Below are 19,956 nucleotides of genomic sequence, written 5' to 3' on the forward strand. Positions count from 1 at the left end.
TAAGGCGCTTAAATTGACTCATTAGTGCTACTGAGCTGTGTAGCCCATGCCATGCATTCTACTTGCATATTCATTAAATCTTCTGCTGAAATATTGAATGTATGTAATTCGTATTGTGCTGCATCGAAATTGCCAACTTCCAAAACTTTGACTAATTTTAGTAACTGGCCATGCATTCCTGACTCTTCAAGGATAGCTTGTTGGAGCTTGCTAGAAAGGCCTATGTCCCGCAATATATCATGTAATGGTGATTGAATCACTGCATCAGCAAGCGATAACATGCCAACCATAAAAGCCTGATCGCTGAAGTTAGGTTCATATACCTCAATATGTTGAGCAATGCGCTCCATCAGTCTTGCTCGACTGGCAACTTGCAGCATAATAGGATGACTTGCTGGATTACTTGGCGCTGCGTACATGAGCAATTGTACCCAGCGTAACATTTGTTTTTGTCCAAGAATCACAATCGCATGACGGATAGATTCAACTGGTTCATTACCACCATAAATGCCAACAGAATTAACCAGCTTTAACAAGCTCAGCGTTAGGCCTGGACTGTTCTTAAACAATGTTTCAAGCTCAACTAGGTCATCATCGCCCAATAGCATGCCGATCATCCGCATCAAACACATTTGGTCTGGCTATGGTTGCGAGCCTTTTAATATAGTCGGTTTTGCAAAAAAATAGCCTTGAAAAGCATCTAAACCAAGTTGTTTACAAGTTAAGAACATCGCTTCGTCTTCTACTTTTTCTGCCACTATCTTTGCAGAAGATTTTTTTCGAATCCGTGCACTTAATGCTGATAACGCATCAACATCGATATGAGAACAATTCATTTTCACATAGTCGGTGTAGGGTAATAACACCATATGCTCTGGACGGTTGCTATAGTTCACAATGGCAAGTTTAAAGCCTACTTCTTTGAGTGCTTTGCATCTAGTGATGATCTGTGCGTTAATCGGCGTATCTTCTAAAATTTCTAGTACCATACGTTTCGCTGGTAGTAATTCTATGGTTTCGCTTAAGAGTGAACTGGCGGCAATATTTAAAAACTAATTTATTTTGCAGGATATTATCAATTCCAAACTGACTGAGTAGATTGACAATCACACCAGCTGTTGCAGATAAGTCGTTAATATTGCTGTTGTTATCTTCCTCTTTTGCACGAAACAATAATTCGTAGCCAATAATTTTTTGATGTTTGTCTAGTATTGGGTGGCGTCCTAAGAACACTTCTTCTGGATGCGTTGCTATCGATGAAATGATGGGTTGATTCATTAATCTCTTCTTTTTTTAGGGCATTTAATCTGTGTTTTTATGGTTACTTTGGCTTATTATTACGTAATCAGGATACAACTGTTTTACGACAGTTTGGCGCATTACTTTAATGATAAATTAAAAAAATATTAGCTTTGTTTTACATCATTACATGCATGCTTTAGTGTGATTAATTCAGTTTAACAGTGCAATTTAATAATAGAGACAGAACATTCATGCATATTCATATTTTAGGCATCTGCGGTACATTTATGGGTGGGATTGCTGCATTAGCAAAGCAATCTGGATTTAAAGTAACGGGCTGTGATGCGAATGTTTATCCCCCAATGAGTACGCAATTAGAAGCACAAGGGATTGAATTAATAGAGGGATATACGCCAGAACAAATTAGACTCAATCCAGATATCTTTGTAATTGGCAATGCGGTGAGTCGTGGCAATCCGTTAATGGAAGCGATATTAAATCAAGGTTTGCCTTATATTTCAGGACCGCAATGGCTGGCGGAGCATGTGTTACAAGGCAAATGGGTGCTCGCAGTTGCTGGCACGCATGGTAAAACCACCACCTCATCAATGCTGTCTTGGATATTGGAATATGCGGGCTTGGCACCAGGTTTCTTAATTGGCGGGGTGCCAGAAAACTTTTCTGTTTCCGCACGGTTGCCTGCTAGACCAACACAAGATAAAAACAGCGTTTCACCGTTTTTTGTGATTGAAGCAGACGAGTACGATACGGCATTTTTCGATAAACGCTCAAAATTTGTGCACTACCATCCGCGCACCGCTGTACTCAACAATTTAGAGTTTGACCATGCTGATATTTTTGAAGATTTGGCGGCAATAGAAACACAGTTTCATCATCTTGTCAGAACGATTCCACAAAATGGCCTTATCGTGAGTAATCAAGAAGCAAGCCTGCGGCGGGTTATCGCCAAAGGTTGTTGGACGCCAGTCGAAAGCTTTGGTAATCAAGATAGTTGGCATATTACCAACCCAGATAATAATGGCGGTTTTGATGTCATGTTTGGGGCAGCGCATCAAGGAAGATTGGCTTGGGATATTATTGGGCAACATAACCAAATGAATGCATTAGCCAGTATTGCTGCAGCACGGCATATCGGCGTGCCTGTAGAACAAAGTATTGCAGCACTGACCGTATTTAAAAATGTAAAGCGCCGCATGGAGTTGCGTGGTGTGGTGAATCATATTCACGTCTATGACGACTTTGCTCACCACCCAACCGCCATTGCAACTACGCTTGCGGGGTTACGAAAAAAAGTTGGCCAAGCACGCATAATTGCAGTGCTAGAGCCACGTTCTAATACAATGAAACTTGGAACGATGAAAGCAGTATTGGCCGCCAGTTTGACTGATGCAGATATCGTATGTTGTTACAGTGCAAATGTCGATTGGGATATCTCACAGGCATTAGTGCCGATACAAAGCAAATCAAACGTGTTTGCTGATATGCATGAATTAATTGCTACGATCGCAAAAATGGCGCAACCTGACGACCATATATTGGTCATGAGTAACGGCAGTTTTGGCGGTATTCATCAAAAAATTCTTGATGCTTTAATGTGAATTAAGTGGATAATTTCTTAAAAAATTTGACCCCTTTTGGGATGGCAATAGGGTTTTCGCTAGCGGTGCATGCCGTGCTATTAGCCATTCAATTTGAGTCAGAGCTGAAAGATGCAATTAAGCGCTTGCCATCACTTGAGGTGGTGTTAGTGAATGCTAAAACCCAGCAAGCACCCGATAATGCTGAGCTGATTGCACAAGCTAATTTGGACAGAGGAGGTAATACCGACGACAACCGACAAATGAAAACAGCATTGCCAGCATCGCAACGTCAGATAGCAGAAATTAAATTTCAAGAAAAGAAAGAAGCGCAGACAGCTGCAAAGTCTGTCAAATTAAAAGCCAATAAAGAGCAAGAGGAAAAACGAGTAACTCAATTGGAGAAGCAAGCTGAGGACTTGCTAACACAACTAAAATCAGCCGCTACAGTACCCGATGCAGCCCAACAAGCGATGACTCGTTTCGTTGAACCTGAACAGGCGCAAGAAAATGTCCTGTCAAAAAAATTCAATCGCGATGCTTTACTCGCTGCTAGTTTAGAAATTGACCGTTTAGAGGCGCAAATTGCCAAACAACAAGAGGCCTATCAAAAGCGTCCAAAACGGCGCTTATTGGGTGCGCGCACCAAAGCCGCAGAAGATGCACTTTATTTAGAAGCGTGGCGGCAAAAGGTCGAGCGAATAGGTAATATGAATTACCCCGCGACAGTAAGAGCGCAGAAACTGTATGGCACATTGCAACTAACTGTTTCTATTCGCGCTGATGGTTCTGTAGAAAATATTACAATAGACAAAAGCTCTGGCTCTCAGTTATTAGATGAAGCAGCGATTAATATTGTTAACTTAGCTGCGCCTTATGCAAAATTTTCAGACGAGATGAAAAAAACAACCGATATTTTAGGCATCACAAGGACGTGGACGTTTACCAATGAAGATGCGCTTTATACTAAATAATCGTTCTCTAGCATAGCCACGCGGCGCTTTTTGTTTGCCTTACAGATGGCGAAAATATCTGACTTAGCCTGCCAAGCTTAATGCCCAGCCAGTCGTGCGGCCATCTTAATTTTTTTACCAATCCGCTATAATACCAACTCATCTATTACGCAATTGCCACCATGACATTACACTTTAAACACCACATCTTTTTTTGCTTAAACCAACGGCCAGATGGCGAGTCCTGTTGCCAAGACAAAGGCGCGGAAGCGGCTTTTGACTATATGAAAAAGCAAGTTAAACAATTAGGATTAAATGGAAAAGACAAGGTACGGGTGAATCGTGCCGGTTGTTTAGATCGGTGTAATGAGGGGCCGCTGATGGTGGTTTATCCTGAGGCAGTTTGGTATACCTTTGTCGATAATGAAGATATTGATGAGATTATTGACAGCCATTTAATCAATAACAACGTCGTGAAGCGTTTGCTAGTTGATTAGTTTATTTGCTTAAATCACCAGTAAGGTGTACGGTGATTTTTGTTTTCAATTGACCTAATAATGTCAGCGAAAGCCCAGTTTGCTTTCCTGCTTGCGTGGCCTCTCCCCAATGACTGTTCGGAAAGTGTTTGTCAGTTTCAAACCGTGGAATGAGATGCCAATGTACGTGTGGTGTTTTGTTGCCTAAACTGGCTAAGTTAATTTTATCTGGTTGGATTACCTCGCGCAGGGCAGTTTCCACAGCAAATACTACTTTCATGATACGGGCGCGTTCGGCTGGTGCTAAGTCTGTCATTTCTTTGACATGCGCTTTGAGTTCGACTCGACAATAAGCTGGATAATCAGCATCATTTAGTAGTACCACACGGCAAAAATCATCTTGCCATAAAATAAGGTGTGTACTTGGTTTACACAGCACACAGTCTTGATTATCGATCACTTAAGAAGCGGCCAACATGCGATCTAGGGTGAGCTTAGCTAACTGAGCTTCTTCCGCGGGCACAGTAATTTGATTAACAATATTGCCTTCTACTAGATTTTCTAAACACCAAGCCAAATGCTGCGGGTCAATGCGTGCCATGGTAGAACACTCGCACACTACATGGCTCATAAATTGGACCAGTTTGCCTTGCGGTTTCATTTGTTCGGCCAGGCGTGTGACTAAATTTAATTCAGTTCCCACTAACCATTTGGTATTGGGCGCAGCTTCAGACACCGTTTTTAAAATATACTCGGTTGAACCAACAAAGTCGGAGTTTAAGCAAACTTCAAATGGCGCTTCAGGGTGTGAAATAATATGGCCATCTGGATGTTGTTTTTTGAATTGTTCAATGTTTTGCAAGCGGAACATTTGATGTACTGCGCAGTGCCCTTTCCACAATAAAATTTTTGCATTCTTAATTTGCTCTATTGTTAAGCCGCCTTGTGGCTGGTCAGGATCCCAAATCGGCATTTGTTCTAGTGGAATACCCATTTGATGACCACTCCAGCGACCCAAGTTTTGATCGGGGAAAAATAACACTTTTTCGCGTTGATTAAAGCTCCACTCCAATATTTTAGGTGCGTTGGTGCTGGTGCAGACAATGCCGCCGTGTTCGCCACAAAAGGCTTTTAAATCGGCAGCAGAATTAATATAAGTGACAGGGGTAATTTGCGTATCGAAATCTAACACTTTGTTTAATTCGCGATAGCTACGTTCTACCTTGGCTAAATTGGCCATGTCTGCCATCGAGCAGCCAGCGGCTAAATCTGGCAAAATCACTACTTGATCTGGCCGGCTGAGAATATCAGCCACCTCCGCCATAAAATGAACACCTAAAAAGACAATAAACTCAGCATCCAAATTTTCACAGTATTTAGAAAGTTTGAGCGAGTCACCTGAAAAGTCAGCATGACGGTATACGCTTTCGTGTTGATAATGATGACCAAGAATCACCAGGCGTTTACCTAATTTTTCACGAGCAGCCAAAATTCGTGCTTGGCAATCATCGTCTTTTTTAGATTGAAAATGGTCGAATTGAATAGCAACAGCTTGAGCTTGCATCATATAGTTGAAGTTTTAAAGGTTTCGTAAAGAATTATTTTATAACGATGCGATTGATAATGGAAATGGCTATAGCGTCATTTGGTGTTTCTCACCTAATCTTTTAAGTGCATCAACGTTCGTCCAAGAAAAAACGCGCTTTGCTGCTTCGCGCCAATCAACCCATTCATAGCGAAGGTGTTCATCTGGCGCTAAAGTAATATCAGTCATTGCTGGTAAGCATAGACCAAATAAGTGCTCTACATTTTCAGTGACACCTTCAGCATAACGATGACGCCAATGTGGATAAATCTCATAAGTGTTTTGAGCTTGCCAGTCTTGAAAATCGTAGGCAAGCGCGTCTAGTCCGGTTTCTTCTTTCACTTCGCGAATAGCAGCTTGATAAGGCGTTTCGTTGGCTTCAATGCTGCCAGTCACCGATTGCCAAAAACCAGCTTTGTCAGCGCGCTCTAAGATGAGCACTTTTAAATCAACGCTATAGATAAGCACAAGTGCAGAAATAGGTGTTTTATATTTTTTTTGCAGAGGTTAAATCCTTGGGTAATTTAAAAATAACACTTTCTACAACGCCTTGTAACTCTGAGATATGATTGGCGCCTAACTGCTGCAAGGTGGCAATCACTTCTTTAACTAAAACTTCAGGTGCAGATGCCCCTGCAGAAACGCCAATTTTCTTCTTGTTGATCAACCACTCAGGCTTTAAGTGAGAGGCGTTATCAATCATATATGCTTCTACGCCTTGATGCTCAGCGACTTCACGTAAACGATTAGAATTAGAACTATTAGGAGAGCCAACAATAATGACGAGGTCACAATCTTTTGCCATAATTTTTACAGCATCTTGACGATTTTGGGTGGCGTAGCAAATGTCATCACTTTTTGGACCTTGAATAGCAGGAAATTTTTGCTTCAGCGATTGAATAACCTGGGCAGCATCATCCATCGACAGCGTTGTTTGTGTCACATAAGCCAGCTTATTGGGATTGTTAACTGCTAATTTCAGCACATCTTCAGGGGTTTCAACCAAATACATACCTGTTTCTGATTGGCCCATTGTGCCTTCAACTTCTGGATGGCCTTTGTGACCTATCATGACAATTTCCATGCCGTCTTTACGCATCTTAGCAACTTCAATATGTACTTTAGTGACTAGAGGGCAGGTGGCATCAAAAGCGGTTAATCCACGTGCATCAGCTTCGGCGCGAATTGCTTTAGAGACACCATGAGCACTAAAAATAACCGTGCTACCTTTTGGAATAACATCTAAATCTTTAACAAAAACTGCGCCCTTTTCCCGTAATTCATCGACCACGAATTTATTATGAACAACCTCATTCCGCACATAAATAGGTGCGCCAAATTTTTCTAAAGCTTGCTCCACGATAATAATCGCTCGATCAACTCCCGCACAAAAACCGCGTGGATTAGCGAGGACAATATCGGCTTGAATATTTTTTTCTAGTTTTGTCATGGTTGCCTATGATACATGATTTTATGACACGATTTAAGGTTGCTTATCAGTGTTAAGTGACAGCTGACTTGCCGTTACTTTTAATCAGCTTGAGGTATAATCACACATCTTAAAGCTTGAAAAGATAGCATGAAAAATACCGCTACATTACTCATTACTTGCCCAGATGCAAAAGGCATTGTTGCTTCTATTGCCAATTTTCTACATCAACACAATGCAAATATTTTACACGCAGATCAGCATCAAGACGCGGAAAATAAATTATTTTTAATGCGTGTCGAGTGGGATTTGGACCAGTTTGACTTAGATGAAACTGCTTTTGCTCAGCACTTCGAAGCAATTGCCACGCAATTTGCAATGCAATGGCAGCTGAAGTTTTCTGCGCATCAAGCACGTGTGGCATTAATGGTGTCGCAATATGATCATTGCTTGATTGATTTGTTACATCGCCATCAGCAGGGCGAGCTTGCATGTGATATCCCCTTGATTATTAGCAATCATCTAGATACCAAATCATTAGCTGATTTTTATGGCATTGATTTTCATCATGTACCAGTGACGAAAGACACAAAAAAAGACGCAGAAAATACACAGTTCAAATTGTTTGATGATTACCAAATTGATTTGATTGTATTGGCGCGTTATATGCAAATATTATCGCCTCATTTTGTTGCTCGATATCCGCAACGCATTATTAATATTCACCATTCGTTTCTACCAGCTTTCATAGGCGCTAAGCCTTATCATCGCGCATTCGAGCGAGGTGTTAAACTGATTGGTGCGACGGCGCATTACGTAACGGAAGTGTTAGATGAAGGACCGATTATTGAACAAGATATTGCCAGAATATCGCACCGCGACCAAGTAGAGGATTTATTGCAAAAAGGGCGTGATTTAGAGCGTATTGTCTTATCAAGAGCAGTGCGCTGGCATATTGATAATCGTGTATTGACATACGCCAACAAAACGGTAGTTTTTGATTAGATTGCTGTTGTCAGCCGTCTTTAATTGCAGACATACCGACCTACAAAAGCGACGCTAGCGAACTAAACAATGCACACATAAAAGCGATTGTTTGCGGCAGGATTGAAGTATTTGATTGAAGCAATGAGACTGGCTTGCTTGGTCATATTTATGCAGTAGCCATCGCATCGCTGGCAACAGTTTATTTGTCTATTTATCATCAGGCGCAATTTCACCTCAAGCGCTTTTGCTATCGTTAAGGTAGTATTTTTTCTAAAGCAAATAAATCAGTAATTCGTTCGCGCGCTCTCACAACATGGCATTGATGATCATCCACCATAATCTCAGTGGCTCTTGCACGTGTATTGTAATTACTTGCCATGCTCATGGCATAGGCGCCAGCAGATTTAATCACTAACACATCATTTTCCTGCAGGTTTAAAGCGCGATTATGCCCTAAGAAATCGCCTGTTTCGCATACAGGGCCCACAATTTCATATACGGTTGTTGCGCCAGCGCGTGGCTTTGCTGCCACGATATCGTGATAAGCATCATATAAAGCAGGGCGCATTAAGTCATTCATTGCTGCATCCACAATCGCAAAGTTTTTACTTTCAGTTGGTTTTAGGTATTCTAATTTGGTTAATAGTACACCTGCATTACCAACTAATGCACGACCTGGTTCAAACAAGAGTTTTACTTGTTTTTGCTGTAGTCTAGCTAAAATAGCTTGCGTATATTCTTTAAAAGCCGGCGGCGTCTCCGCATCATAAGTAATACCAATACCACCACCAACATCAATATGGGTAATGTGAATATCCTGTTTTTCTAATGCTTCAACCAAGCTTAAAATACGATCTAAGGCATCAATAAATGGTGCTATTTCGGTAATTTGGGAACCGATATGGCAATCAGCACCGTGCACTGCAATATTCGGCATCGCTGCAGCTTGTTGATAGACTGCAATTGCTTCTTCAAATGCCACGCCAAATTTATTATTTTTTAAGCCAGTTGAAATATAAGGATGCGTTTTGGCATCTACATTCGGGTTTACACGTAAAGAAATAGGCGCAATTTTACCCATTTCACCAGCCACCTGATTTAATCGGATAAGCTCACTGGATGATTCCACGTTAAAGCAAAAAATTCCAGCATTTAGCGCGTCACGCATTTCATCAGCTGTTTTACCTACACCAGAAAACACTATCTTTTGCGGGTCGCCCCCCGCGGCTAACACCCGAGCTAATTCGCCGCCAGATACAATATCAAAGCCTGCACCTAATTGCGCAAATACATTCAGTATAGCCAAGTTGGGATTGGCCTTCACTGCAAAGCAAATAAGGTGATCGGTATGAGAAAGCCCTGCTTGAAAATCATTAAATGCATGGATTAACGCTTGCTTAGAGTAAACATAGCAAGGTGTGCCATGCTGGCTAGCGATTTCTGTTACGGCAACATTTTCGGCGTGTAACACACCATTTTTTAATTCAAAAAAATTCACGTGATTGTCTTTATTCTTTGGTCAGTTGGTTGTCTGGTTGTGTTACGGGAGCTTGTTGGGCTTCATCTGGTAACGGATAGCGCTGTTCAGGAATATACAAAGGCCCAGTTGTGCCGCAGGCAACAAGCCCGATGCACAACATAGTAATGGTCAATAATGATTTAAACATAATGCGTAATCGCTAAAAGTTAAGTTGATATTTTATCACCTTCTGTTTCATCAGGCTGAATATGCAATCACTTTTACCGTTCATCCCAGCCTATTTACCGATTATCGGCTGAGGCTAGAGAGTCCATAACTTGATTGTGCATGATTGGACTACGTATAAGTAAGGTATCAATATGAAAAAAGCAATACAACAAGGATTCACATTAATCGAAATTATGATTGTGGTAGCAATTATTGGTATTTTGGCTTCTATTGCCATTCCTAGTTATAGAGATTATGTGATGCGAGCTTATATTGTGGAGGCAACGAGTGAGCTGTCTTCTAGGCGGGCACTGATGGAGCAATTTTATCAAGATAATAGAACCTATGCCTCGGCAGGGCCATGCACATCTGTAACCGTAGGAAAGTTTGGTGTTTCCTGTACATCTGCTGCTACAACTTATACCTTAACCGCCTCAGGTTCTGGTCTTGTGGCTGGCTTTAGATATAATTTGAATCAGCAAAATACCAAGACATCCGCTACCCCATGGGGAAATAGTAACTCTTGCTGGGTGACGACTAAAGGCGGTTCGTGTTAATGATTCGAATACCATCTGATGATTCAGCTAGACCAACAAGCGATGCTTATTTCTTTAGGCGCGGATTTAGTCTAATTGTGCTGATGGTGGTGGTTGCAATATTGGGCATTACTGCAGCGCTGGTAGCGCCTAGCTTTGCTGAGTGGATTGCTGATACAAAGACACGATCGGTATGAATGGCTTCCTAACAAGCGCTACACTGCCTGCAGGCGTTAGCTACCCAATTAGACGGGCAAATTTAAATAATAATAGTGTTTTATTCGCGACAGAAGGCATCAAGAGTCCGGCGGCTAATATTCTAGGTTGGTTTATGGACTTGGAGGATAATTATATGATCAATGTTGATATGATACCTAATGCAGGCATTTTATATATTGCGGCAAATAGAGTGGTCGGTGACATTTGTGATGCCACGAGTGCAGGTAGAGGATTTCAAATTAATTTCGCTTCTGGTCAAACAGCGTCGAATGTATCTTTTACCCAATTTCCAGGCATTATCACAAATATTACGCTCTATCGTAATAAAACAGATGATCCAAATGGGCCGGTTCGCACACGGTTTGGTTATCAGAATCCAGACGGTAGCGGGGGTAGTGAAGATGCTCCACCAACCGAGACAAGACCATCACCAAACTTTAAACAACTTAACTGGCGTGATTTGCCCAGTGCAGAGTAATAGATGAATAGTCAGCTATTTTTTAAATAAATAGCTGACTTTTAGTTGTTAATCATTAATAAATACCATGTTAAAAGTCGCTGTAGCTTTATTCATCTCTGTAATGTTGCATGTGTTAATGATACAAGCAGTTATTTGGTATTTAGAATTAACACCAAAGGTTAGATATCGTTCGTCATTCGCCAATATAGACATGGTATTGGCAATACCACAAGCGCAGGCAGTTGCACAGCCGCCGAACAATGACAAAGCTATCATCAGTCATGACACTGAAAATGCCCAGGTTATCAATGAAGCCAAGCAGAAAAAAAGGGGTCATGATGCTAATGTGGTGTTTTATTCGAATCAAGAGGTTGATCGAAAGGCTTTACCTCAATCCACAATTGACGAGCTTGCGCTCAATGCAATACCGTATTCCGGTTTGCCAATAAGTTTGCGACTATTTATTAATATGGCTGGTCGATTAGTCAAGATTGAGCGTATTGGTGTACTGGCGCAAGATGATCTGTTTGTCAGCACATTAGAACAGTTGCTATTTAAAACCGTTTTTTTACCAGCACGACGTGATCGTATGGATGTCAATTCCTATCAGGATGTCCAGTTTAGTTTTGAACAATCAGCTCATGCGATTAAGCATGACCAGTAGAAAAGCGTTCCTTTTGCATGAGTCTTGAGCATATTACGCCATTTACAAAACCAAATAATAAAGCAGCTAATGCAAATATTGGGATTAAGTAACTGACGCCTGCATGTGGAATAAGCCACAATCTAACGATTAAAAGTTGCCCTGCAATGTGTGCAAATGCAGCTAGAATACTCAACGTAATAGCACTAAAATATTGTTTTGGTAAATGCTGTGCAAGCCACAATACCCCTAAGCTAACTAATGCGCCAGATAAGCTCAACACAAAGGCAGGTGATAGGAAGTGACCAAGCAATAGACTACTGGCAAATACGCGCAAGATACTTACCCATGCTGCCGTGCCAAATCCGTATTGGATGAGCACATATAGCGTAATAATGTTGGCAAGCCCTGGTTTGACGCCGGGTAAGGGCGATGGAAATAAGGCTTCCAGCACATGCAAGCCAATTGCTAATGCCGTGAGTTTAGCAATGTGATGATCTTCTTTGGTGGTTTGTAGGCTAATTATTTTCATTGCGCCAGTGTGTGTTAATAGCTGAGCGAGTCATAAGGCTTTTTTTCGCCGATGAGCTGTAGACTAATCTGATTGGGCAAACAGATGGCGACCTGCCCTGCTCGTGCTAGCCAACCTTGATGTACGCAATATTGATTGGTGCAGGGTGATTGCTTAAAACGTACTTTACCTTGATGGATGCTGATGTGTGACTCACCTAGTGGGCCATGTATATGAAGCTCGCGTGTTTGATTTAAATCATAAGTACCAATCATTTTATCTGCTTGGCGAATTTGTAATTGGCTTGCAGGTGCGTTGCTCCATAGTGTCTGGAATAGCCAGATGACCGTTATTGCACTGATGACGATGACGAGCCAGTCGCCTAATAACGGCTGGCTTCCCTTATTAAACTTAATCAATGTGAATGACCTTCAGCTGTTTCTCTGTGCTGTTATCTAACCAAGACAACCGTTTTTGCATCGCATGGCTAACTTGAATATTGTGTTCAGTAGATATAATTAAAAAGTGCTTAACACCCATTGCTTTTGCAGCCTCTAATCTCGCATCAGCCTTTGCAATAAAAATAGGCTTAGATGCAACATCTGATAATACACCTGCATTAGATTGCGGTGGAATTAATACGGTTACTGATTGTATATTTTGCACAGGATAACCCGTTTTGGGGTCTATTACATGGCAATAGCGTTTTCCATCCAGATGAAAATAACGCTGATAATCACCAGATGTACCAATCGCCCAGCCGCTAGGTAATGCTATAGTGGCTATCGCATTGGGTTGACGAGGGTGTTGAATACCAACACGCCAAGGTGCATTGCCGTGTTTACCAAGTGCAATAATATTGCCACCAATATTGATGAGCGCATGATTAATACGCTGTTGTTTTAAATAAGCCAGCCCCTTATCAAGCGCGTAACCTTTCGCATGGCCACCTAAATCTAACTGCACACTGGCATTCGTGCTATGAATTTGATTGCCATTAACAACGATGTCGGTCATTGTTGGATTTTGTGCCAGAAGATTGTTCACCGCTTTTGTATCAACCCTATGTGGCGTAAACGTATCGCTTTGAAATCCCCATAGATTAATCAATTGACCGATACTTGGATTAAAAGCACCTTGAGATTGAGTCGATAAGCTTGTGATATCAGCAATCATGGTTGCAATATCAGGCTTCACGGTAATCGGTGTTTGGCCTGTTGCAAATGCTTGGTTAATGGTATTGATTTCACTTGGTTGCCAAGCATGCAGACGTTGATGTAAAACGTTATATTGATGAATAATTGCAGTAGCAATCGACTGGGCACGCGCATCGGTTTCCCCGTAAATAGAGATATCGACTAAAGTGCCAAAAACGTAGGCTTGGGTATTGTAGAGAGGTTCTTTCGGACTACAGCTAATCAGTAGTAATGCCGTGAACAGTAAGAAAAGTTGGCGCATAAGCGCTACTATAACGCTAGTGTGATTTAGATTCTAGCTTGCTTATTAAAGCATTTAAGAAAATTTGTGCCGGTTTGCAGTTTGTTTGTGCTGCTATCTCCACGATACCTGTGGGGCTAGTGACGTTAATTTCGGTCAAATAATCACCAATGACATCCAAACCAACAAAAAATAAGCCTTCTTCTTTTAACGTTTTGCCTATTGTTGTTGCAATCTCCAAATCGCGTGTAGAAAGCGGTCGCACCACGCCTTTACCACCAGCTGCCAAATTGCCACGTGTTTCCCCTGCTTTGGGAATGCGTGCCAGCGCATAAGGTAACGGATTGCCATCAATCACAATGATACGTTTATCTCCTTGTGTAATTGCTGGTAAATATTGTTGCGCCATAATGGTTTGCTTACCGAAGTGAGTAATGGTCTCTAAAATCACATTCAGATTCAGGTCGTTTTTTGTGAGTCTAAATATACTCGCCCCCCCCATACCATCTAGCGGTTTGACCACAATCTCTTGCTGTTTGTTTAAAAAATCAATAATCAAATCAGCTTGGCTGGTTACTAAAAACGCAGGGCAAAATTGTGGAAATCTGGCAACAGATAATTTTTCATTCCAACTACGCACAGTGATTGGATTATTAATCACATAACCACCTTGTTTGTTGGCAAGCTCTAATAAATAAGTACTGTATAAATATTCATTATCAAACGGCGGGTCTTTGCGCATGATGATTGCATCAAAGTCTGTTGGCAACTGCTCTGTGATTTCTGATAAGGCATACCAGTTTTCTGCATTCGAAAAAGAAAATGCTTGTGTTTTTAAATGAACAACATCATGACGTAAAAAGATATCTTGTTGTTGGCAAACAAATAATTGGTGACCTTGCGCAGCAGCTTCACGCATCATAGCGACGCTGGTATCTTTTACCAGTTTTAGGCTGGCATAAGGGTCGAGAATGAAGAGGAACTTCATGCAGCGAGAAACTCCCGCATCGGATCTGCATGTTCAAGTTCAATAGAAGCTGCTAATAAGGCTAGTCGGGCCACAACACCATACGCATAAAAGCGATTAGGGACAGTATCAGGTGAATCTGCACAGTCCGGTAAAGTGCAAGGCTTTTCAAAAGCCAGCGGCACAAAATGCGCACCAGGTGCATTTAAATTTTCATCTGTATCGCGATTGGTATGCACACGGTAAAAGCCGCCAATCACAAAGTGATCCATCATATACACCACAGGTTCAGCAACAGCACCATCAATGCTCTCAAATGTATAAACACCCTCTTGAATAATCACTTCAGATACTTGTTGACCTTCTTTGATGACGGACATTTTATTGCGTGTTTTACGATTCAGTCCGCGCACTTCATCCGCCGATTTAACCGTCATAATCCCCATGCCATACGTGCCTGCATTGGCTTTGATAATCACATAGGGTTCTTGCTCAATACCATATTCTGCATACTTAATTTTGATTTTCTTGAGTAGCGCATTGACTTTAATAGCCAAACACTCTTCACCAGTGCGGGCATTAAAATCAATCCCTTCACAACTTTCAAAATAAGGATTCAGTAACCACTCATCGATATTAAGTATGCTTGCAAAATCAGCGATAACTTGATTGTAGGCTGAAAAATGGTTAGTTTTGCGACGTGAATGCCAGCCAGCGTGCAAGGGAGGAATTAAGTTTTGCTCTAGATTTTTCAATATTTCAGGAATGCCACCTGATAAATCATTATTCAGCAAAATAGCGCAGCTATCAAAATCACCAAGCTCAGCATTTTTTAGCTTTATACGATTACCTTCACGCACAATAGGTTCGATTAGCAAGGTTTGTCCATCTTGACCGGCAAGCGCTGTGGGTTCTGTTATTTCTGGCGAGACGCTGCCGACTCTCACATCTAAGCCAGCCGCTTTAAGCATATGCACTAACGCAATTACATTTTGTATGTAGTAGGTATTGCGCGAATGATTTTCTGGAATAATCAGTAGACGATGGGCCTCTGGACAGACTTTTTCAATAGCAACCATAGCGGCTTGGACGCTTAAACTGAGAAACTCAGGATTGAGATTATTAAAGCCAGCTGGGAATAAGTTGGTATCCACTGGCGCTAATTTAAAGCCGCTATTACGTAAATCAACAGAGGCATAAAAAGGGGAGCTATGCTCTAACCATTGTGTACGAAACCAGTGCTCAATATCTGGCATAGACTGCAGCATGCGTTTTTCTAAATCTAAAAGAGGACCGCTTAATGCAGTTGTTAAATGAGGGACCATCGATACTCTCTATATAATGAGGCGGTTAAATAACATGACCTGCTTGTAAGTCGGCATGATAACTACTTCTTACCATGGGGCCACTTGCCGTATTATTAAAGCCCATGGCGTCAGCTTTTTGTTTTAGTGCATCAAACGCTGCAGGTTCTACATAACGCATCACTGGTAAATGGTGCACGCTGGGTTGTAAATATTGTCCCAATGTCAGCATGCTGACATGATGTGCGCGCAAGTCATTCATGACCGCTACTATTTCATCATCTGTTTCGCCTAAACCTAGCATCAAGCCTGATTTGGTTGGAATTTGTGGGTAAATCTCATGAAAAGCTTTGAGCAAATTAAGAGAGTTTTGGTAATCAGAGCCTGGACGCGCTTGTTTATAAAGGCGAGGAATAGTCTCTAAATTATGGTTCATGACATCAGGCGGGGCTTCTTTTAAAATGCGCAAAGCAACGTCTAAACGACCACGAAAATCAGGTACTAGAATCTCAATTTTAATGTTAGGACAAGCTGAGCGTATTGCTTTGATACAGTTAACAAAATGCTGGGCGCCACCATCTATCAAATCATCACGATCGACACTGGTAATGACTACATAACGAAGTTGCATTTCTGCAATCGTTTTTGCTAGGTTCGCCGGCTCATTCACATCTGGTGGTAATGGTTTGCCATGTGCAACATCACAGAATGGACAGCGACGTGTGCAAATATCGCCTAAAACCATAAAGGTAGCTGTGCCACTACTAAAGCATTCACCAATATTGGGACAACTGGCTTCTTCACAAACGGTATGCAAATTGTTATTGCGGAGCGCTTGTTTAATTTCTTGAAAACGTTTGCCATTTGGCATTTTCATCCGTATCCACTCTGGCTTACGCAGCGTTGGCTGCGGCACAATTTTAATTGGAATACGCGATGTTTTTTCTGCATCAATTTCTTTGACCCCAGCGATTTTTTTTGGTGGTCTTGTTGTTGTCATGTCGAATGTCGTCATATTATTTCATTCTTGCATTTGCTCAATTTATTTTCCAATATGCTGAGTAAAGCCTCGCCAACTGCATGCGGTGTTTGCTCAACATTCCAGTCTTTCATTTGTGTCATTTCCAAGCCAGCATAACCACATGGATCGATAGCAGAAAAAGGGGTTAAGTCCATATCAACATTTAAACTCAAGCCATGATAACAACAGTTCTTTTTTAATCTTAACCCAACAGATGCAATTTTTTTATTGTTGATATAAACGCCTGGGGCATTTTTTTGTGTTGTTGCTTGGATCGCATGCGCTGCTAATAATTCAATCATACTGCCCTCAATGATATCGACTAAATCACGCACCTTCAGCCCTCGTCTAGCTAAATCAATCATTAAATAAATGATAACCTGACCTAAGCCATGATAAGTTATTTTCCCACCGCGATCGACATTTACAACAGGAATGTGGTTTTGCGGTAATCTGACCTGATTGCGATTCAAGCCTAAGGTGTAAATACTATCATGCTCCGTTAGCCATAGCTCATCATGGGTTTCCGCTGTACGACTATGGGTAAACACTTGCATTTTTTTAAGGGTTGTTTGGTAGTCAGTGCGCCCAAGATTGCGCGTAATCAGTAACATCGTAAACTTTAAAGCACGTATTTAACCAGTGGGTGGCTGGTTAATGCACGATAGATATTATCTAGCTGTAATTTGGATTCAACCTGACACAAGCAAGTTAGGCTCGTGTAATTCCCTTTCGCACTGTCTTTCATTTCTATCTTGCTTGCATCAAAACCAGGTACATATTTCTGAATAATGTTGATAATTTCAATACTAAAATTATCTTGTGTTTTGCCCATTACCTTAATCGGAAACTCGCATGGAAATTCGATTAAGCTTTCTTCTGTATCTGTATTTTTATCGGTCATTATTGTATAAGTAACTTAATACTATCGATAATTTTGCCAAAAAAACCAGCTTCATCAACGTTTTTCGCAGCCACTAATTTTTGCTCTTGAATCACTTTTCCATCTAATAGAAAGGTCATTTTGCCAATCACTTGACCTGCCTTGATAGGTGCAATTAATGGCTGTGTGGCGGTCATTGTTGCTTTCACACGAGCGTAATCGCCCTTGGGTAGAGAAAGATATAAATGATTGGGGACGACAGCAGAGACTGTTTTCTCGCTCCCTTTATATACGTCCAGTTTCGCAATGGTTTTAGATTGGCGATAAACCAACGTTGATTCATAAAACTGAAAACCATAATTGAGCAGACGTAGACTCTCTGATGCGCGCATGGATTCGCTTTTGGCACCTAATATAACGGCAATCAAGCGCGTGTTGTTGCGTTTGGCAGAAGACACCAAACAATAGCCTGCAGCTGCTGTGTGCCCTGTTTTCACTCCGTCTACATTAGAATCTAGCCACAATAAGCGGTTTCGGTTCATTTGGGTAATCTTATTGTATGTGTACTCTTTTTGTTGGTACAAACGACTATATTCTTTTGGAAAGTCCCGTATGAGTGCTTCCGCCATCAGCGCCAAATCATCTGCTGTCGTGTAATGGTTCTCATCAGGTAAGCCAGTTGAATTCATATAATGCGTGTGGCGCATCCCGATTTTTTGTGCTTGTTGGTTCATCATAATGGCGAATTGCGCTTCACTGCCCGCCACCGCTTCTGCTAAAGCAATCGCCGCATCATTGCCAGATTGAATGATAAGTCCATGTAGCAATTCATCGACGGTCACGACTTTTTGAGGTTCGATAAACATTCTTGAGCCTTCAGCTTCCCAAGCTTTTTTGCTAACAGGTACTGTTTTATCCAACGTAAGAAGACCCTCTTTAATGGCGTCAAAAACAATATAAGCGGTCATTATTTTAGTCAGTGAGGCAGGCTTTAATTTTGCTGAATTATGATGGGCAGCAATGTTGGTGCCACTATTAAAATCTCTTAGTAAGTAAGCATTTACTTCAAGATTGGGGGGTGGAACATTTGCAGCTAGACTAGAGATTGAAAATAGAAGTAGTGCAATAAATGGAATGATTGTTTGGCGCATAATATTCTGTTAATTGGTTGTGATAATTGTGGATATATTTAATTTTTTCTGGATAGTTTCTGCTATTTTTTCTGCTTGCTCTTTTGTGAGATAAGGGCCAACCGTTAACCGGTATAGACTGCCATTATACATGCGATTAATTTTAGTAACTTCTTCGATATTTAAACTCAATAAACGGTTTTGTAATGAAATTGCGTTATTCTCATCACCAAAAGCACCAGCTTGAACATAATGACGCGCCGCTCTTGTATCTTCTAATGGCGTTGATTGTTGTGCTCGTGTAACGTCTTGTGGCACATATTGTGTTGGGTCAATTGCTTCTACCTCTACTAATCCGCTGCCTTTTTCAATTAAACGTAATTTATACGCAGCCGCATAAGATAAATCGATTTCTCTTTCGTGCTTAAATGGACCACGATCATTCACACGAACGATAACGGATCGGCCATTCTCAACATTGGTTACTTTTACGTAACTTGGCAATGGCAGTACGGTGTGAGCAGCCGTCATACTATACATATCGTAGGTTTCTCCACTGGCTGTTTTTTTGCCATGAAACAATTTTCCATACCAAGAAGCGATGCCCTTTTTTTTGTAGTTTTTCGCAGTCTCAAGTGGGTAATATTTTTTACCCAAAGCAATATAGGGTTTGCGAGAGTATTGATGTAGTGCTTCAACCTTAGGCGTAGCATCAGGTATGCTATCTAAATGACTTGGCGGCCTTTCATCGGGACCGTCGTTCTTATAATATCCACCCTGTTTGGTCGTTTTATTATTGCTGGTTGGCGCTTGCTTGATGCTGGGGCTGCTACCGCAAGATGCCAATATGAGACAGCCGGCAATCACAAAAAAATGTAATTTACTCAT

27 protein-coding genes are annotated in these 19,956 nt (G+C 41.3%); 8 read left to right on the forward strand and 19 right to left on the reverse strand.

Features of this window, described 5'->3' with window-relative positions; genetic code table 11:
* Window positions 1–8 precede the first annotated feature (8 nt).
* Genes KFB94_06210 through KFB94_06220 form a run of 3 tightly spaced genes read right to left on the reverse strand, consistent with a single transcriptional unit; the run spans window position 9 to window position 1,278 of the window.
* Window positions 9–623: an HDOD domain-containing protein gene (locus KFB94_06210; GenBank protein QVL44900.1), complete on the reverse strand. Its 615-nt coding sequence runs from the start codon at window positions 621–623 to the stop codon at window positions 9–11.
* Between the two features lie 18 nt (window positions 624–641).
* Window positions 642–989 (reverse strand): EAL domain-containing protein, encoded by a 348-nt coding sequence (locus KFB94_06215; protein ID QVL44901.1) that lies wholly within the window; start codon window positions 987–989, stop codon window positions 642–644.
* On the reverse strand, window positions 955–1,278 hold the full coding sequence (locus tag KFB94_06220; GenBank protein QVL44902.1) for a hypothetical protein: 324 nt from the start codon (window positions 1,276–1,278) through the stop codon (window positions 955–957). Before KFB94_06220 ends, KFB94_06215 begins: the two co-directional genes overlap by 35 nt.
* 215 nt (window positions 1,279–1,493) lie before the next feature.
* Here KFB94_06220 and mpl point away from each other — a divergent pair, with 215 nt between their 5' ends.
* From mpl to KFB94_06235, 3 genes are all read left to right on the forward strand, one after another.
* On the forward strand, window positions 1,494–2,861 hold the full coding sequence (gene mpl / locus KFB94_06225; GenBank protein QVL44903.1) for a UDP-N-acetylmuramate:L-alanyl-gamma-D-glutamyl-meso-diaminopimelate ligase: 1,368 nt from the start codon (window positions 1,494–1,496) through the stop codon (window positions 2,859–2,861).
* Between the two features lie 41 nt (window positions 2,862–2,902).
* The gene (locus tag KFB94_06230) at window positions 2,903–3,814 is read left to right on the forward strand and encodes an energy transducer TonB (GenBank protein QVL46590.1); all 912 of its coding nucleotides are present in this window, start codon (window positions 2,903–2,905) and stop codon (window positions 3,812–3,814) included.
* Between the two features lie 161 nt (window positions 3,815–3,975).
* Complete coding sequence (locus tag KFB94_06235) at window positions 3,976–4,290, forward strand: NAD(P)H-dependent oxidoreductase subunit E (protein ID QVL44904.1); 315 nt, start codon at window positions 3,976–3,978, stop codon at window positions 4,288–4,290.
* Window position 4,291: 1 nt separating this feature from the next.
* On the opposite strand, the gene KFB94_06240 is transcribed toward KFB94_06235, so the two are convergent.
* The 4 genes from KFB94_06240 to ispH all read right to left on the reverse strand — a co-directional run bounded on the left by KFB94_06240 (window position 4,292) and on the right by ispH (window position 7,304).
* Window positions 4,292–4,726 (reverse strand): HIT family protein, encoded by a 435-nt coding sequence (locus KFB94_06240; GenBank protein QVL46591.1) that lies wholly within the window; start codon window positions 4,724–4,726, stop codon window positions 4,292–4,294.
* A gap of 3 nt (window positions 4,727–4,729) precedes the next feature.
* Entirely contained in the window at window positions 4,730–5,833 is a 1,104-nt protein-coding gene (nadA, locus tag KFB94_06245; protein QVL46592.1) for a quinolinate synthase NadA, read from the reverse strand.
* A 69-nt stretch (window positions 5,834–5,902) separates the two neighbouring features.
* Complete coding sequence (gene nudB, locus KFB94_06250) at window positions 5,903–6,358, reverse strand: dihydroneopterin triphosphate diphosphatase (GenBank protein ID QVL46593.1); 456 nt, start codon at window positions 6,356–6,358, stop codon at window positions 5,903–5,905.
* A complete protein-coding gene (gene ispH, locus KFB94_06255; protein QVL44905.1) occupies window positions 6,342–7,304 on the reverse strand; it encodes a 4-hydroxy-3-methylbut-2-enyl diphosphate reductase in 963 nt (320 codons plus the stop codon). The genes nudB and ispH overlap by 17 nt, the downstream gene beginning before the upstream one ends.
* A 129-nt stretch (window positions 7,305–7,433) precedes the next feature.
* Between ispH and purU the strand changes: the two genes are divergently transcribed.
* On the forward strand, window positions 7,434–8,288 hold the full coding sequence (gene purU / locus KFB94_06260) for a formyltetrahydrofolate deformylase (protein ID QVL44906.1): 855 nt from the start codon (window positions 7,434–7,436) through the stop codon (window positions 8,286–8,288).
* 235 nt (window positions 8,289–8,523) lie between these two features.
* Here purU and lysA read toward each other — a convergent pair whose 3' ends face one another.
* Window positions 8,524–9,768 carry a diaminopimelate decarboxylase gene (gene lysA / locus KFB94_06265; GenBank protein ID QVL44907.1) on the reverse strand — a complete coding sequence of 415 codons (1,245 nt, stop codon included), beginning with the start codon at window positions 9,766–9,768 and terminating at the stop codon, window positions 8,524–8,526.
* A gap of 10 nt (window positions 9,769–9,778) precedes the next feature.
* Window positions 9,779–9,937, reverse strand: coding sequence for a lipoprotein (locus tag KFB94_06270; GenBank protein QVL44908.1), 159 nt, complete (start codon window positions 9,935–9,937; stop codon window positions 9,779–9,781).
* A gap of 172 nt (window positions 9,938–10,109) precedes the next feature.
* Here KFB94_06270 and KFB94_06275 point away from each other — a divergent pair, with 172 nt between their 5' ends.
* The 4 genes from KFB94_06275 (at window position 10,110) to KFB94_06290 (ending at window position 11,836) form a co-directional block, all read left to right on the forward strand.
* Entirely contained in the window at window positions 10,110–10,514 is a 405-nt protein-coding gene (locus KFB94_06275; GenBank protein QVL44909.1) for a prepilin-type N-terminal cleavage/methylation domain-containing protein, read from the forward strand.
* Window positions 10,514–10,690: a hypothetical protein gene (locus KFB94_06280; GenBank protein ID QVL44910.1), complete on the forward strand. Its 177-nt coding sequence runs from the start codon at window positions 10,514–10,516 to the stop codon at window positions 10,688–10,690. Before KFB94_06275 ends, KFB94_06280 begins: the two co-directional genes overlap by 1 nt.
* A complete protein-coding gene (locus KFB94_06285) occupies window positions 10,687–11,190 on the forward strand; it encodes a hypothetical protein (protein ID QVL44911.1) in 504 nt (167 codons plus the stop codon). Before KFB94_06280 ends, KFB94_06285 begins: the two co-directional genes overlap by 4 nt.
* A 67-nt stretch (window positions 11,191–11,257) precedes the next feature.
* Window positions 11,258–11,836 carry a hypothetical protein gene (locus tag KFB94_06290; GenBank protein ID QVL44912.1) on the forward strand — a complete coding sequence of 193 codons (579 nt, stop codon included), beginning with the start codon at window positions 11,258–11,260 and terminating at the stop codon, window positions 11,834–11,836.
* On the opposite strand, the gene KFB94_06295 is transcribed toward KFB94_06290, so the two are convergent.
* Genes KFB94_06295 through KFB94_06340 form a run of 10 tightly spaced genes read right to left on the reverse strand, consistent with a single transcriptional unit; the run spans window position 11,820 to window position 19,956 of the window.
* Complete coding sequence (locus KFB94_06295; GenBank protein ID QVL44913.1) at window positions 11,820–12,347, reverse strand: Gx transporter family protein; 528 nt, start codon at window positions 12,345–12,347, stop codon at window positions 11,820–11,822. The genes KFB94_06290 and KFB94_06295 overlap by 17 nt on opposite strands.
* Window positions 12,348–12,361: 14 nt before the next feature.
* Window positions 12,362–12,745 carry a NusG domain II-containing protein gene (locus tag KFB94_06300; GenBank protein QVL44914.1) on the reverse strand — a complete coding sequence of 128 codons (384 nt, stop codon included), beginning with the start codon at window positions 12,743–12,745 and terminating at the stop codon, window positions 12,362–12,364.
* Window positions 12,738–13,784: an FAD:protein FMN transferase gene (locus KFB94_06305; protein ID QVL44915.1), complete on the reverse strand. Its 1,047-nt coding sequence runs from the start codon at window positions 13,782–13,784 to the stop codon at window positions 12,738–12,740. The genes KFB94_06300 and KFB94_06305 overlap by 8 nt, the downstream gene beginning before the upstream one ends.
* Window positions 13,785–13,800: 16 nt before the next feature.
* Window positions 13,801–14,751: a glutathione synthase gene (gene gshB, locus KFB94_06310; GenBank protein QVL44916.1), complete on the reverse strand. Its 951-nt coding sequence runs from the start codon at window positions 14,749–14,751 to the stop codon at window positions 13,801–13,803.
* The gene (gshA, locus tag KFB94_06315) at window positions 14,748–16,055 is read right to left on the reverse strand and encodes a glutamate--cysteine ligase (protein ID QVL44917.1); all 1,308 of its coding nucleotides are present in this window, start codon (window positions 16,053–16,055) and stop codon (window positions 14,748–14,750) included. Before gshA ends, gshB begins: the two co-directional genes overlap by 4 nt.
* 25 nt (window positions 16,056–16,080) lie before the next feature.
* Entirely contained in the window at window positions 16,081–17,049 is a 969-nt protein-coding gene (gene lipA / locus KFB94_06320; protein ID QVL44918.1) for a lipoyl synthase, read from the reverse strand.
* On the reverse strand, window positions 17,046–17,669 hold the full coding sequence (lipB, locus tag KFB94_06325) for a lipoyl(octanoyl) transferase LipB (GenBank protein ID QVL44919.1): 624 nt from the start codon (window positions 17,667–17,669) through the stop codon (window positions 17,046–17,048). Before lipB ends, lipA begins: the two co-directional genes overlap by 4 nt.
* A gap of 8 nt (window positions 17,670–17,677) precedes the next feature.
* Entirely contained in the window at window positions 17,678–17,959 is a 282-nt protein-coding gene (locus tag KFB94_06330) for a DUF493 family protein (GenBank protein QVL44920.1), read from the reverse strand.
* Entirely contained in the window at window positions 17,959–19,089 is a 1,131-nt protein-coding gene (locus tag KFB94_06335; GenBank protein QVL44921.1) for a D-alanyl-D-alanine carboxypeptidase, read from the reverse strand. The genes KFB94_06330 and KFB94_06335 overlap by 1 nt, the downstream gene beginning before the upstream one ends.
* Before the next feature lie 9 nt (window positions 19,090–19,098).
* Window positions 19,099–19,956: a septal ring lytic transglycosylase RlpA family protein gene (locus KFB94_06340; protein ID QVL46594.1), complete on the reverse strand. Its 858-nt coding sequence runs from the start codon at window positions 19,954–19,956 to the stop codon at window positions 19,099–19,101.

The organism is Methylophilaceae bacterium (genome assembly GCA_018398995.1).
Classification (GTDB): Bacteria; Pseudomonadota; Gammaproteobacteria; order Burkholderiales; family Methylophilaceae.